This window comes from Gordonia sp. DT30, assembly GCF_049844915.1.
Classification (GTDB): domain Bacteria; phylum Actinomycetota; class Actinomycetes; order Mycobacteriales; family Mycobacteriaceae; genus Gordonia.
On the sequence record NZ_JBNCLY010000007.1, the window covers coordinates 129,264 to 143,876 of the forward strand.

12 protein-coding genes and 2 pseudogenes are annotated in these 14,613 nt (G+C 66.6%); 7 read left to right on the top strand and 7 right to left on the bottom strand.

The window, feature by feature from the left end:
- Positions 1-90: 90 nt before the first annotated feature.
- Positions 91-1,791 carry a PQQ-binding-like beta-propeller repeat protein gene (locus ACLQ3C_RS09345; protein ID WP_425704778.1) on the top strand — a complete coding sequence of 567 codons (1,701 nt, stop codon included), beginning with the start codon at positions 91-93 and terminating at the stop codon, positions 1,789-1,791.
- Between the two features lie 83 nt (positions 1,792-1,874).
- On the opposite strand, the gene ACLQ3C_RS09350 is transcribed toward ACLQ3C_RS09345, so the two are convergent.
- The 3 genes from ACLQ3C_RS09350 to ACLQ3C_RS09360 all read right to left on the bottom strand — a co-directional run bounded on the left by ACLQ3C_RS09350 (position 1,875) and on the right by ACLQ3C_RS09360 (position 4,717).
- Positions 1,875-2,816 (bottom strand): hypothetical protein, encoded by a 942-nt coding sequence (locus ACLQ3C_RS09350; protein WP_425704779.1) that lies wholly within the window; start codon positions 2,814-2,816, stop codon positions 1,875-1,877.
- 129 nt (positions 2,817-2,945) lie between these two features.
- On the bottom strand, positions 2,946-3,707 hold the full coding sequence (locus ACLQ3C_RS09355) for an ABC transporter permease (RefSeq protein ID WP_425704780.1): 762 nt from the start codon (positions 3,705-3,707) through the stop codon (positions 2,946-2,948).
- Entirely contained in the window at positions 3,704-4,717 is a 1,014-nt protein-coding gene (locus ACLQ3C_RS09360) for an ATP-binding cassette domain-containing protein (RefSeq protein WP_425704781.1), read from the bottom strand. Before ACLQ3C_RS09360 ends, ACLQ3C_RS09355 begins: the two co-directional genes overlap by 4 nt.
- 251 nt (positions 4,718-4,968) lie before the next feature.
- On the opposite strand from ACLQ3C_RS09360, the gene ACLQ3C_RS09365 reads away from it, so the two are divergent.
- From ACLQ3C_RS09365 to ACLQ3C_RS09380, 4 genes are all read left to right on the top strand, one after another.
- Positions 4,969-5,625 carry a PadR family transcriptional regulator gene (locus ACLQ3C_RS09365; RefSeq protein WP_425704782.1) on the top strand — a complete coding sequence of 219 codons (657 nt, stop codon included), beginning with the start codon at positions 4,969-4,971 and terminating at the stop codon, positions 5,623-5,625.
- Positions 5,626-5,702: 77 nt separating this feature from the next.
- A complete protein-coding gene (locus ACLQ3C_RS09370; protein WP_425704783.1) occupies positions 5,703-6,719 on the top strand; it encodes a beta-ketoacyl-ACP synthase III in 1,017 nt (338 codons plus the stop codon).
- A gap of 68 nt (positions 6,720-6,787) precedes the next feature.
- Entirely contained in the window at positions 6,788-8,398 is a 1,611-nt protein-coding gene (locus ACLQ3C_RS09375; RefSeq protein ID WP_425704784.1) for a peptide chain release factor 3, read from the top strand.
- Positions 8,399-8,583: 185 nt separating this feature from the next.
- Positions 8,584-9,891 carry a DUF222 domain-containing protein gene (locus ACLQ3C_RS09380; RefSeq protein WP_425704785.1) on the top strand — a complete coding sequence of 436 codons (1,308 nt, stop codon included), beginning with the start codon at positions 8,584-8,586 and terminating at the stop codon, positions 9,889-9,891.
- Positions 9,892-10,006: 115 nt separating this feature from the next.
- On the opposite strand, the gene ACLQ3C_RS09385 is transcribed toward ACLQ3C_RS09380, so the two are convergent.
- The gene (locus tag ACLQ3C_RS09385; RefSeq protein ID WP_425704786.1) at positions 10,007-11,014 is read right to left on the bottom strand and encodes an enoyl-CoA hydratase/isomerase family protein; all 1,008 of its coding nucleotides are present in this window, start codon (positions 11,012-11,014) and stop codon (positions 10,007-10,009) included.
- Positions 11,015-11,024: 10 nt separating this feature from the next.
- Complete coding sequence (locus ACLQ3C_RS09390; protein ID WP_425704787.1) at positions 11,025-11,912, bottom strand: LysR family transcriptional regulator; 888 nt, start codon at positions 11,910-11,912, stop codon at positions 11,025-11,027.
- 92 nt (positions 11,913-12,004) lie between these two features.
- Between ACLQ3C_RS09390 and ACLQ3C_RS09395 the strand changes: the two genes are divergently transcribed.
- Positions 12,005-13,000, top strand: coding sequence for a DMT family transporter (locus ACLQ3C_RS09395; RefSeq protein WP_425704788.1), 996 nt, complete (start codon positions 12,005-12,007; stop codon positions 12,998-13,000).
- On the opposite strand, the pseudogene ACLQ3C_RS09400 reads toward ACLQ3C_RS09395, so the two are convergent.
- Both ACLQ3C_RS09400 and ACLQ3C_RS09405 read right to left on the bottom strand, forming a co-directional pair.
- Positions 12,997-14,089: pseudogene (locus tag ACLQ3C_RS09400) on the bottom strand (IS630 family transposase). The gene ACLQ3C_RS09395 and the pseudogene ACLQ3C_RS09400 sit on opposite strands and share 4 nt — an antisense overlap.
- An 8-nt stretch (positions 14,090-14,097) precedes the next feature.
- Positions 14,098-14,373 (bottom strand): hypothetical protein, encoded by a 276-nt coding sequence (locus tag ACLQ3C_RS09405; protein WP_425704789.1) that lies wholly within the window; start codon positions 14,371-14,373, stop codon positions 14,098-14,100.
- Between ACLQ3C_RS09405 and ACLQ3C_RS09410 the strand changes: the two are divergent.
- Positions 14,326-14,610 (top strand): annotated as a pseudogene (locus ACLQ3C_RS09410) (MFS transporter); the annotation flags it as partial. The gene ACLQ3C_RS09405 and the pseudogene ACLQ3C_RS09410 sit on opposite strands and share 48 nt — an antisense overlap.
- Between the last annotated feature and the right edge of the window lie 3 nt (positions 14,611-14,613).

Consider the following 14,613-nt stretch of genomic DNA (forward strand, 5'->3'; position numbering starts at 1 on the left):
CGCCGCGGCGCCGCAACGGCTTTGGCGCACTCCACGTGATCCGCCGGGCCGATCGCCCGGCGGGCATGGGCTCGGGTTAGGGTCTTCGGCGTGACCAGCCCTGTTGATCCACCGGAACATCCCGTGGCCCCCGGCCCACCGCAGCCCGTTCCACTGCAGCCCGGATATCCGTCGCCGGGATATCCGGGTCCGGAGTACGCGCCGACGAGCCATCTGGGACAAGGCTATTCGGGGCCGGGGTATGCGGGGCCGGGCTATGCGGGGCCGGGGTACGTAACACCGGGGTACCCGATGCCTGGGCCCGCACATCCGGCGCCGGGCGGACCCCCGTGGCCCGCACCCCCAGGTGGCGGACCGCCCCCGCCCTCCAAGTCGCCGCGCCGCACCTGGTTGTGGATCGCGTTGGGAGCCGTGGCCTTCGTCGTCGTCGCCGTGATCGTGATCGTGACGGTGGTCGTCGTGGCCGGCTCCGGTGATGACGGAGACTCTGCCGCAACTGCACTCGTCCCCGGCGACGACACGGTGCACCCCGAGGAAATCGGATCCATCGCGCACCCGGTGCCGGCCGACCTGGCCCCGATGCCCACCGAGCCGACTGTGAAATGGTCGTCCGGACGTTCCCTGCCCGGATGGTGGGGAGCGAATTCGACCGCGTTGATCCTGGGCAGCGAGGAGTACTCGCCGTCGGTGACGGTGGTCGATGCCGCCACCGGACGCACGCGATTCACCTCCGCGCTGCCGCCCGGCCGGTTCATCGATCTGTGCGCGGCCACCGACGCCCGAATCGCCTGTGCCACAGCGACGAAGGGGCCCGGCGCGGAGAGTCTCACGGTGCTCGACGCGCACACCGGCGCCCACATCGCCGATACCCCGTTGCCCGCACAGTCGAACGCCGTCCAGCAGATGTACGCCGTCGGCGATCGGTTCATCGTGAGTTGCGCCTCGGCAACCGAATCCGGCACGATGATCTCCACCGACGCCAATGGAACGGTGACGTGGTCCGGACAGGGTTCGGGCGTGGCCGGCGACCAGCCGATCATCGTGCGGACCGACGCGCCGCTGCCCAATTCGAGCGAGCTGTCGCTGCTGCGTGCCGCCGACGGAAAGCCGATCGCTTCGCTGAGCCGGTCCACCGCCCGCCGGTTCCCCACCGTTCCGTTTACCGTGTATCAGGGCGGCGTCGCGGTGATGAACGCCCAGGGCACCGGCACCGACTTCTATTCGTCGGACGGCACCAGAACAGGTTTCGCACCAGGTTGGGCTCCCGCAGCGGAGAACTACAACATCGGATCCCCCGCACCACCGGCGCCGATCCTCGGCCGTATCGCGTCCAGCGTCAGCAAGACCTCCCACATCATCGGTGCAGCCAATCCGATGACGGGCCATCTCATCTGGCGCAGAACGGGTTCCGAGTTCACCGCGAGCCGGCTGACGGCCGAGATGACCGGTGACCTGCTGGGCATCCGCCTCGGGAAGGCCGGCGGATCGACCGACCCCAGCACCTATGGCGGCACTGCGGATACCGATGGCCCGCTCCAACTGTTCGATCCCATGACCGGAGCGAACCGATCTGTACCCATCAAGGTCGACCCCAAGGAGTACCTGACCGACGTCCTGAACACCGACGGGGAGCGGCTGATCACCAGCAACGGTTCCACCCTGACCGCGTACGACATGGCCACCGGGCAGCAGGCCTGGGAGTTCAGAACCGACGGAGAGCATTTGATCAACGAGGCGTCGGCCGTGTACAGCACGGTCGGTTACGACGGTGTCTCGATGATCGGCCCCTGACGGCCCTCGTTCCCGCTCACCCGTCTACTTCCCGCTCAGCGAGATCGGTGAGCGGGAAGCAACTGAGTGAGCGGGAACAGGATTCACGCGGCCATTCCGAGTGTGGCGAGCCGGTTTCGGAGCCGCGGGATCGGCAGGTCTCGTTCGAGGTCGCTCCAGATCCAGCGCACGACCATCGGGCCGGTGTCGCGGATCTCGTCCTCGCGGAGCTTCTCGCGGATGACCGCGTCCGCGACGGATTCTCCCCGACGGCGTAGCCGCCCGTATTTGGTCATGCCGTCGAACTCACCGACCAGTCGCCAGTCCCAATCGAAGTCGGTGCGGTAGGTGCGACCGGAGGCGACGACGATCTCCTGCTGCAACCGCGGCATCGGCAACACCGCATCGATGATCTGGGCCCGGCTCCACGACTCGCCGACGCTGTCCGCCAGTGCACTCGCGAATCGGAGTGCGCGCTCGGCGATCTTGCCGTTCCGTCGTCGGCGACGTACGAGGATCTCCAGCATCAGCGATCTGTCGGCACCCAGACGCAACGCCTGGTCGAATGCCGTGAGCGCCTGGGCGAAGTCGCCCGACGTCGCGACGTCGACGGCGGTGCGCTCGAGCGAGGTGACGAGCAGGCCGTCGCACCGCACCAGTTCGTCCGCCTCGAGCGGCGCCGCGTGCAGGTGCCGGTGGCTACGGATCGACCCGCCCGCCACACGTCCGGTGGTGACGTGTACCCGGTCGATGTCCGGCTTCAGCAGCGGCAGGCCGTGTAGCGACGCCGCCGACGCGTGACTGAGCGGAAGCACCTTGCCCGCACCGAGATTCGACGTCGACACCGCGATAGCCTTGAGTCGATGCAGCTTCTGTGCGCCTTCGTGGCCGTCGAACTCCTCGCTGGGTTCCACGTCGACTCCGGGGACGAGCCGGAGCAGTTCGCCCCGCTTGACCGCCGCGGCCCGGTGGGCGTCGGAGATGCCCGCCCGTAGTGCCGCCTCCCGACGGATGAGTCCGAAACGGTCGTGGGGATAGCTCGTCATGATGCGTTGGACGCAGACCGCTGGAGTTCGGTTCCATTGGGGTTGCGACCCGCTCCCGCTCACTCATTCGCTTCCCGCTCAGCGATCTCGGTGAGCGGGAAACAAACGAGTGAGCGGGAACAATCGACGCTAGGCATTCTCCTTACGGAACACCGAAGTCCCCCACCATGTTCCGAGCGCGGCGAAGATCAGCGCGGCGAGTACCGACCACAGCACCGCCATCGTCGCGATCTCGCCGCCGAAGGTGTCGCGGACGCCGTCGACGATCCAGCGGAACGGCATGAAGTCGCTGAGCCGGTGCAGCCATGCCGGGCCCAGCGTCATCGGGAGCAGGATGCCGGAGAGCAACAGGACCGGCATCATCACCATGTTGATGACCGGGGCCATCACATCCTCGCTCTTGGTGGTGAGCGCCAACGCATTCGACGCCGCCGCGCATGCGCCGCCGATGAGCAACGTGATCACGATCCCGACGACGACGCCGATCACCGACCCGCGCATCCCCATCGCCCACCCGAGAAGCACCAGGATCACTGCCTGCACGAGAAGTTGCAGCATGTCGCGCATCAGCCGGCCGGTGAGCAGCGCGGTGCGGCTCGCCGGTGTCACCCGCTCGGCCTCGATGACGCCCTCGCGCCATTCGCCGATGAGACTGAAGCCGGCGAACATGGCACCGAACAGCCCCAGCTGTACGAGCAGACCGGGCACCAGGAACGTGTAGGGATTGTCTGAGCCACCGGGGAATTGGGACACCAACGGTTTGAGGAGTGGGCCGAACAACACGAGATACAGCACCGGCTGCAGCACCCCGATCAACACCCACGCGGGGTTGCGCAGGTTCATCCGGATCTGCCGCCGGAAGACGATGTGGGATTCACGCAGGAAGGTCATCGCAGCGCTCCTTCGTTGTCGAGTTCGGTCTCTTCGGCGTTCTCGGTGGTGGCCTGGGCGTCCCGCAGAGAACGCCCGGTCATGGTGAGAAAGACGTCGTCGAGCGTCGGCCGGATGATCTCTATCGAGTCCAGTTCGATTGACGCCGTGGTCAGTTCACGAAGCAGTGCCGGGACGTGCCGGCCCGCGCGCTGTACCCGGCCGCGGATGTGGCGGCCCTCGGTCTCGACCGCGTTGGCGATGGAGCCGAGTTTGGCTGCGGCGGTGGACACCTGGGCCACGTCGGAGATCTCGAGATCGACGAGGTCGCCGGAGACATGCGCCTTGAGGTTGTCGGCGGTGTCGGCGGCGACGATCCGGCCGTTGTCGATGATGAGGATCCGGTCCGAGAGCTCGTCGGCCTCGTCGAGGTAGTGGGTGGTCAGGAAGATCGTGGCGCCGCGTTCGGTACGCAGCCGCCGGATGTGCTCCCACAGGTTGGCGCGGGCCTGCGGGTCGAGGCCGGTGGTCGGCTCGTCGAGGAACACCAGCGTCGGGTCGTGGACGAGACCCATCGCGATGTCGAGCCGGCGTTTCTGCCCGCCGGACATGTTCTTGGGCATGCGTTCCCACAGTCCGTCGAGCTGCAGCTGCTCGAAGAGCGCCTTACCGCGGCGGATGGCGTCCGGCCGCGACAGCCCGTACAGCATGCCGTGGTCGACGACCTCGTCGCCGGCCTGGGCCTGGCTGAACGTTCCCCCGGCCTGCGAGACGTAGCCGATGCTGCGCCGGACCATGACGGCGTCGCGTACGACGTCGTAGCCGTTGACCGTCGCGGTCCCCGCGGTGGGCCGCAACAGGGTGGTGAGCATTCGCAGGGTGGTGGTCTTCCCGGCGCCATTGGGCCCGAGGAATCCGACCACCTCACCCTCGGCGATGTCGAGATCGACGCCGTCGACCGCGCGGACCTCACGTTTCTGCTTCCCGCGCCCGGTGTGAAAGGTCTGGACGAGACCTCGCGCATGGATCATGGGTTCCTCTCCTCGATCACTCGTCGTGCGTCCGGCCGGCCGAACGCGGCCAGGGTATTTTCACCGTGCTATTCAAATTTGAACATACCTGTCAAGTGGTTGCGTCTCGGCCGACTCCACTGCTTCGTCGGGCACTACCGCCATTTTCCGACGTTGCTCGCCTGTTGTGACCCGGTCGCGAACCAGAATTCACCGGATCGCGGACAACGACTGTCCGCCAGGTCCGGCGACGCGGCGATTACCCTGCATTCATGCGCCCACCTGCCACCCAGCTGCTGCTCCTGGGCGCGGTCGGGTTGTTCGGGCCGGTGAACGGCTATCAGATCAGGCGCGAGCTGCTGTCGTGGCAGGCCGACCGGTGGGCCAACGTGAAACCCGGCTCGATCTATCACGCGCTCGGCCGACTCGCCGACGAGGGACTGCTGCGACGCCACGATCTGCCCGAGGGCACGCGTGAGGTCGCCGTATACGAGATCACCGAGCCGGGACGGCGACGACTTGCCGAGCAGCTCGCCGATGCGACCCGCGAGGTGGACATCTTCGACGACCGGGCGTTCCATGCCGCCTTCGGGTTGCTGCCGCTACTCGGTGACGCGCCCGCCCTCGACCACCTCGACGAGCGGCGGCGCCGACTCGCCGCGGCCATCGACGAGTTCGCACCGGCCGCCTCACCGAATCCCTACGTACCGCCCCATGCGCAACGCGGCGCCCAACTCTGGATCACCCGCGCCCGCGCCGAACTCGAGTGGCTGACCGGCGTCGTCGACGATCTACGGTCCGGGGAACTGTCCTTTCAGCCATCGTCGACGTGGGCGCCCCCGGCGGACGACCCGGGCCATCAGATGACCTCCGACCGGTCTCGTTATCGTGCGTTGATCGCCGAGCGGCGCTCCACTACTTCCGAGTAGGCGCCTCATGTGAGACCGTCTATGTTGACTCGCATAGCGCACCGCAGGCGGATCGCCGAACGGAAGGACACCTCATCATGACCGTGATCGCCGACAAGACCGGTGTGACGAACATCGGGATGCTCGGAATCGGCGCCTACCGGCCCGAGCGCGTCGTCACCAACGACGAGATATGCGAACACATCGATTCCTCCGACGAGTGGATCTACACCCGCACCGGCATCAAGACCCGGCGATTCGCACGCCGCGACGAGGACGTCACCCAGATGTCCATCGCGGCGGGCCGCACGGCGATCGCCAACGCGCTGCTGTCGGGATCCGATATCGACGCGGTGATCCTCGCGACCAACACCCATCTGCTGCTGACGCCGGCCGGCGCGACGAAGGTCGCCACCGAGCTCGGCGCCAACGGCGTCCCGGCCTTCGACGTCACCGTCGGCTGCGCCGGATTCGGCTACGCGATGGCGATCGCCGCCGACATGATCCGCGGCGGCAGCGCCACCCATGTGCTGGTCATCGGGGCCGAACAACTGTCGGTGACCCTCGACATGACCGACCGGACCAACTGCTTCATCTTCGGCGACGGTGCCGGCGCCGTCGTCGTCGGCCCGACCGAGGATCAGCAACTCGGCCCGGTGATCTGGGGTAGCGACGGGTCGCAGTACGACGCGATCCGCCAGGACATCGACTGGGTCACCTTCCTCGACGGCGACCGCGTCCAGCGCCCATATGTGCGGCTGCAGGGCACCGCGGTGTTCCGGTGGGCGGCATTCGAGATGGGCAAGGCCGCCCAGCGCGCGCTCGAGGCGGCGAAGATCGGCACCGAGGACCTCGACGTCTTCGTGCCGCACCAGGCCAACGCGCGGATCAACGAGTTGCTGGCCAAGAGCCTGCACCTGCCCGAGCGCGCCGTCGTCGCCAACGACATCGAGTACACCGGCAACACCTCTGCCGCGTCGATCCCCCTGGCCATCGAGGATCTGCTTTCCACCGGCAAGGCCAAGCCGGGTGACACCGCGCTGCTACTCGGCTTCGGCGCGGGGCTGAGCTACGCCGCGCAGGTCGTCAAGATGCCGCCGGTGCCGTTCGAGTAGTTCCCTCGCATCGCTTCGGTGCGCGTCGGCGTTTTGGGCGCCACGGCCTGGCCCGATAGCCTCAACGGGTGAGTTCTTCCGTTGCCGACGAGGTCCGCCGGCGCCGCACCTTCGCCATCATCTCCCACCCCGACGCCGGTAAGTCGACCATGACCGAGGCGCTGGCACTGCACGCCCGCATGATCAGCGAGGCGGGCGCAATCCACGGCAAGGCCGGCCGCCGCTCGACGGTCTCGGACTGGATGGAGATGGAGAAGGCGCGCGGGATCTCGGTCAGTTCGACCGCGCTGCAGTTCAACTACCTGCCCGCCGGCTCTGCGCCGGGCGCCGAACCCACGGTCATCAATCTCGTCGACACGCCCGGTCACGCCGACTTCTCCGAGGACACCTATCGGGTACTCACCGCCGTCGACGCCGCCGTGATGCTCATCGACGCCGCCAAGGGCCTCGAGCCGCAGACGCTCAAGCTGTTCCAGGTGTGTCGCCATCGCGGCATCCCTGTCATCACCGTCATCAACAAATGGGACCGGCCCGGACGCACACCCCTCGAGTTGATCGACGAGATCAGCGAACGCATCGGCCTGCTCCCGACTCCCCTGTTCTTTCCCGTCGGCATCGCCGGCGATTTCCGCGGTCTGCTCGACCGCCGGAGCGGCCGCTACATCCACTTCACCCGCACCGCCGGCGGCGCCACGATCGCCCCCGAGGAGGTCATGGACGCCGACGCCGCGTCCGCTCGCGAAGGGCAGGCGTGGACCGAAGCGGTCGAAGAAAGTGAGTTGCTCACCGAGATGGGTCAGGACCACGATCAGGAACTGTTCCTGGGCGGGCAGACCTCACCGATGATCTTCGCGTCGGCGATGCTGAATTTCGGTGTGCGCCAACTACTCGAGACGCTCGTCGAGCTCGCACCCGCCCCGGCCGGACGCGCCGGCGTCGACGGCACCGTCCGGGAGCCCACCGATCCGTTCAGCGCGGTCGTGTTCAAGGTGCAGGCCGGCATGGACTCCAGCCACCGGGATCGACTGGCGTTCATGCGCATCGTCTCCGGCGAGTTCGAGCGCGGCATGGTGGTGACCCACGCGCAGACCGGAAAACCCTTCGCCACCAAGTACGCCCAGGCCGTGTTCGGCCGTGACCGTTCCACCGTCGACACCGCCTATCCCGGCGACGTGGTGGGGCTGGTCAACGCGACTGCGCTCGCTCCCGGCGACACCCTCCACGACGGACCGCGGATTCAGTTTCCGCCCATACCTTCCTTTGCGCCCGAACATTTCTCATCGTTGCGCGTCACCACCGCCGACAAGTACAAGCAGTTCCGCAAGGGCATGGAGCAGCTCGACAGCGAGGGTGTGGTGCAGGTCCTGCGCAACGACCTGCGCGGCGACGCCTCGCCGGTACTCGCCGCAGTCGGTCCGATGCAGTTCGAGGTGATGACCGCGCGGATGAAGGCGGAATACAACGTGGACACCGTCATCGAACCGCTCGGCTACACCCTGGCCCGCCGCACCGACGCCGACAGCGCCGCCGAACTCGACCGGCAGCGCGGCGTCGAGGTGTTCACCCGCTCCGGCGACGGCGTGCTCCTCGCGCTGTTCAGCGACAAGTGGCGACTGCAGTACATCGAGAAGGAACACCCCGGCCTGACCCTCGAACCGCTTGTCGCTGCGGCAGATTGACGCCGACACGGCGTTGTCCGTGTGACTGCTGTTCACCGCAGGGAAAGCCGTTCACCGCTGTGACAACAGTTCACTGATGTGACGAAACTGGTTGCAGCCCTTGTGGATTAGTCTTCGAACACTCTGGCGTCGAACAAATATTCTGCTACACTGGAGTCATCGTAAGATCATCCAGGGGGGAATCCATGATCGACGACACCACTCATTCCGCGGAGCTTTCGGCTGAGCTGTTCGCGGACCTCATCGCCCAACTCGACGACCGAACGTTCCGTGCGGACCTCACATCACGTCAAGCTTTCGCGGCGATGCAGCAACTGATCACCTTGCGCAACAAGGTCGATCACCACGCCGCCAACCTGACCGGCGAGTTCGACCGCCTCAAGATGACCGCACCCCAAGGCCGCTCGGTGCGACAACTGTTGATCACCATGGGAATCGCCCCCGCCGTCGCCGGCCGACTCGTCCGCGTCGGCACCACCACAGAAATCGACGGCCTCCGCAGACATACCGTCGACGGTGCGATATCCCTCGACCACGCCGACGCCATCGTCCTCGGACTCGGCCACATCGCCTCCCGCGCCGGCGAACCCGTCACGCCCGAACAACGCCGCGACCACACCCGCGCATTGGTGTCCCAAGCTCTGTCCGGGATGAGTCCCGCCGAAATAGGCAAGCACGCACGCCAACTCGGCAATCTGCTGGCCGACGATACCGGTGGCACACCCGCTGCTCAAGACAAGACCGTCAACGAACTCGGCTACCACAAGACCAGCGACGGCCGTTTGGATGTGCGCGCCAACCTCGATGCCGTCGCCGGGGAGAAACTCCACAGCCTCGTCGAAGCGTTGTCGGCGCCGAAACCTCAGCCCGACGGCTCGCATGACCCGCGGCCAGCACACAACAGGCGCGCCGATGCCTTCGAATCCATCTTGGAGCTCGCTCAGAAGGGTCTCACCGACGAGACCGTGTCGTGCAAACCGACCGGCGGGGTGTTGCTGACCATCCCGGCCGATGCCCCGAAGCTGTCCGCACTGGAGTTCATGGGCTCGGTGACCCCTGCGACGGCAAAAATGTTGGGTTGTGATGCCGGGATCACCGTCGTCATCGTCGACGGCGAGCAGGTGCCGTTGAACGTCGGGCGGGAGAAGCGGCTGTTCACGCTGTCGCAGCGAAAAGCGTTGCTGCTGCGGGATAAGTGCTGCGTGAAGTGCGGTGCACCTGCATCGCGCACCGCCGCGCACCATTTGCGCCACTGGGCTGACGGCGGCCCCACCGACCTCGACAACGGCTGCCTGCTGTGCACCGCCTGCCACCACGATGTCCACGACCGTGCCGGCGCCGGGAGCGAAGCGAGCGGGCCGAATGATCACTGGGATGTGGTGATGGGGTTCGACCGGCATCCGTGGCTCATCCCACCGGCCACGGTCGACCCGCGACGACGACCACTCCCCGCCTACAACCGACGCACCCTCCACCTGGACGATGCTGCCTGAAGCAGGCTTACCTGCAACGACTTTCCGACCCGTGCACCCGGCGCGCCCGGACCGCAATTGTTGTTTGAGAACTTCATAGAGCCCCGGCCCCGGTCGTCGGCGTCCGGCTGAACTCTCAGGCGCCGACGATCCGGGCCACCTCGGCCGGGTCGACGGCGTCGATGTCGGCGGGGTCGAAGGCCGGGTTACGGTCCTTGTCGACGAGGACGGCACGCACTCCCTCGGCGAAGTCGGGTGTGGCAGTGATCTTCTCGGCGGCATGCAGTTCGCGCTCAAGGCATTCGTCGAGCAATGACGACGCGCCGAGTTCGAGGAGTCGGGCGGTCACCCACAGGCTGGTGGGTGAGGCGTGCTCGAGCAACTCCAGCATCTCGGTGGCCCACTCGTCGCCGACCGCTCCACGCAGACCGCCGACGATCGCGGTGACGTTGGTGTCGGAGAAATATTCGCCGATCTTCTCCACCGGCAGCGGCGGATGGTCGTCATGCTTGTCGGGTGAGCTGGTCAGCACTTCGACCAGTGGTGCGCCGGAACGGATTCGGTCGGCCACACCACCCAATTCGGCCGACGGCACATAGTGGGTGGCCAGTCCCACCGAGAGTGCTTGTGATCCGCGCACGCGTGCGCCGGTGAGGCCCAGCCACATTCCGACACCCTGCGGCAGCCGCGGCAGGAAGTAGGTGGAACCGATGTCGGGAAAGAAACCGATCGCGGTCTCGGGCATCGCGATCATCGTCTTCTCGGTCACCACCCTGATCTCACCGTGCACACTGATGCCGAGTCCCCCGCCCATCGCCGCGCCGTCGATCAACGCGATGTGCGCCTTGGGGTATTCGGCGATCAGCTGGTTCAGCCGGTACTCGTGGGAGAAGTATCGGATGATGGCGTCGCCGTCACCGGCGAGCGCGCTGTCGCGTATCGCGCGAATGTCGCCGCCGGCACAAAACGCACGGTCACTGGCGGACGTCAGCAACACGGTCTCGATCGTGTCGTCGTCGGCCCAGCGCAGCAGTACCTCGTACATGTCGTCGACCATCGTCTGGTCGAGTGCGTTGAGCGCCTTGGGCCGGTCGAGGATGACCTCGCCGACACTGTTGGCGACGTTGGTGCGGATGTAGGACATGCGTTTCACGCTAGCGCGTCGCCACCGCGGGCTCGCCGACCGCCTCGACACCGGAGGTCATCTCGGCCAGCGCCGCACGCGTTGCGGCCTGAACCGACTCGGGGACGGTCGGCGCAAATCGCACCTGTAGCGCGCACGGCGGCGACGGCGGCAGCGATGTCACCTCCCGCATCCCTTCCGGCGGCCGGCTGACCACCGGCAGCAACACCACCCCGAGACCTGCCCGGACCGCGGCGGTCACGCCTGCGAGGTCGGCGGATTCGACGACGATGCCGAAGTCGATCCCGGCCTTGCCGAGCACATCGAGCGCCACGCCGCGCGTCGAGCACGGCTCGTCGAAGACGATCAGCGGCACGGACCGTTCGGGATCCAGAACGAGATCCGGGGCACCGAACCAGCGCATCGCCACCTGCGGCCCGAACAGCTCGGTACGCGGGCCGATCGGCTCGTGATAGACCGCGACATCCACATCCCCCTTGTCGATCGCCGCGATCACCCGCCTGCTGCGTTCGAGCCGGAAGCTGACCGCATGCCCGGGGCATTGTTCGCGCAGAATCTGCGAGAGCACCGGTAGAGCCCAATCGGCTCCGTGCTCGCTCGTCGCCACCGTCAGCGTCGGCGTCGACGATCGGATGTTCAAGCGCCGCACCGCTTCGTCATGCGCGGCCAGGATCGTGCGGGCGTGCGCGAGCAGCGCCTCACCGTCCGGGGTGAATCGGGTGACACGGCCCTCCCGCTCGACCAGACGCATCCCGGTCACCGTCTCGAGCCGCCGGACGTGCTGACTGACGGCCGACTGGGTGAGATGCAGGGCGGTGGCGGCACGGTGGAAACCGCCACAGGTGGCCACCGCCACCAGGCTGCGCAATGGCGTGATGTCGAGAACGGTGTTGGCCATGACGACCAGCCTAGATCGATGCCGTTCACTGATCAATCACGATTACTGATCGTTGTTGGACCGCGCCGATGGTCGTCGCGCACGCTTGACACATGCGAATCCCCCTCGTGCCCGCATCGGCCTTCGTCCTGCTCTGGGCCTTCGGCTACCCGCTCGGCGCGCTCGGCGTGACCGCGATGTCGCCGATGGCGTTGCTGGCCATCCGTTTCGCGGGCTCGGCAGCTGCGCTCGGCCTGATCGCAGCGCTGACCCACCGCACATTCCCCCGGGGTCGCATGCTGGCGCACGTAGCCGTGGTCGGGCTGCTCACCCAATTCCTCCAGTTCGGATGTGCCTATCTGGCACTGCAACTCGATGTCCCCGCCGTCATCGTCGCCCTCGTCATCGCACTCAACCCGGTCGCCACCGCACTGCTCGCCTGGCCGGTGCTCGGCACCCGGCTGCGGCCACGTCAATGGGTCGGGATCGGCGTCGGGACGGCCGCGGTGCTCACCGCCTGCCTTCCGCGGGTGCTCGCCGACGCCTCGACGATGGGCCTCGCCGTCGGACTGGTCCTGCTCGCCCTCGCCGGCGTCGCGCTCGGTGGCCTCTACCAGCAACGGTTCTGCGGCAGCGTGGACCTCGTCGCCGGCAACAGCATTCAACTCGGCGTCGCCCTGATCCCCACGGCGGCACTGGCTTTGGCCACACCTCAGACGATCTCGGATCCACTGCGCGCAGCCTGGGTGCTGCCGACGATGATCATCTTGTCGTCCATGGTCGCCACCACCCTGTTCCTGCGGCTGGTCAACACCGCGGGCGCGGCGGCGACGTCGATGCTGTTCACCCTCATCCCGTCGGTGTCAGCCCTGCTGGGGTGGGGCATGCTCGGGCAGCGGCCCGACGCGGGGATCGGCGTCGGACTCGTCCTCGGCGCGGCCTCCCTGGTGATCGTGGCCGGCCGGCGAACCCACATCCGAACCCTGCCATGGCGTTGCCGACATCCATTTGATCGCCGAGAACCGAACAGCGTTGCGGCAGACAACCGAGGTGACGTCGTAATTCCGGCCGAAGCCGTGTTCGGCGCCGGCGAGTCAGCGGGCCGCTAGTGTCCCGCGCCGTTAATTCGTTTTAGAAGTCTGCCGAGGGATTCGAGTATCTCTTCGGCGGTCTTGGTCCACATGAATGGTTTCGGGTTCTCGTTCCATGCTGCGACCCATTGGCGGAGGTCTTTCTCCAGTGCCTGGACACTGCGATGGTGTGAGCGTTGCAGTAAGTCCCGAGTGACCTCGGCGAAGAACCGCTCGACCTGGTTGAGCCATGACGAGTAGGTCGGGGTGAAATGCATGTGGAATCGCGGATGCTTGGCCAGCCAGGTGGCGATCGTGGGGTGCTTGTGGGTGCCGTAGTTGTCGCACACGAGATGCACGTCGAGCCCGTCGGGAACTTCAGCGTCGATCTTGGCCAGGAACTTCTTGAATTCGACGGCTCGATGCCTGCGGTGCGTCGCCGAGATCACGGTGCCGTCAACGACATTGAACGCCGCGAAAAGACTTGTCGTCCCGTTGCGAATGTAGTCGTGGGTGCGTTTCTCCGGCATCCCCGGCATCATCGGAAACGCCGGCTGCGACCGGCCCCAACGCCTGCACTTGAGACTTCTCGTCGACGCTGAGGACCACTGCATGCTCGGGTGGGTTCAGATACAGCCCGACGACGTCGTAGACCTTCTCGACGAACAGCGGATCGTTGGATAGTTTGAACCCCTCAGCCCGGTGCGGCTTGATCTCGAACGTCTTCCAGATCCGACCGATCGTCGACTTGCTCAGCCCGGTCCGCTCGGCCATCTTCTTCCGTGACCAATGAGTGGCATTGGCCGGTGTCGTCTCCAACGTCGAGATCACCACGTCTTCGACCTGGTCGACGGTGACCGTCGCCGGCCTACCCGGTCGCGGATCATCGACCAACCCATCCAGGCGACTGTCAATGAACCGGGACCGCCATTTGCCGATCGTCGGCTGCGACACACCCACCCTGGCCGCAACATCCTTGTTGCTCAACCCTTCTGCGCACCCAAGCACAATCCTCGATCGCAACGCCAGCGCTTGCGACGAGGTTCGCCGCCGAGCCCAACGCGCCAACTGTTCACGCTCCTCGTCGGTCAACGTCAAAGCGGCTTTTGGGCGTCCAGTGCGTGCCATACCCAACCCTACAACATATTCAATGAATTAACGGCGCGGAACACTAGCGGCCATCGCCGGGTGCCGTATGCGCGGACGAAGGCGCGCGCACCGTCGACCATCGTCGCTCGAAGCCGTCCATGGTCCACGGCGAGGGGGTTCGGCTGCTCGTTGAAGGCCAACAGGACCGTGAGCGCGAAGAAGTGGTCCGTCGTGCGCCGTGGGTCGTCGGTGTCGAGGAGCCCGAGTTCACCGAAGTGTGCGATGCGTTGGGCGATGACACGCTCGACCGCCGCGGTCTCCACGTCGTCGTCGGCGGCGTCGGGGTCCTGCCAGCGTCGCTGCGCGACCAGCGCCCAGACGGCGGAGTCACCCGCGCTGCCGGCCCCGAGCGGATCGGAAAGGCAATGATCGCGATCGCGCTCCCCGCCCAGCTCGCCCCGGTCCTGGGCTCGGTCCTCGGAGGACTCATCCTGCAGTACTGGTCCTGGCAGTGGATGTTCCTCATCAACGTCCCCGTCTGCATCGCGACCCTCGCCCTCACC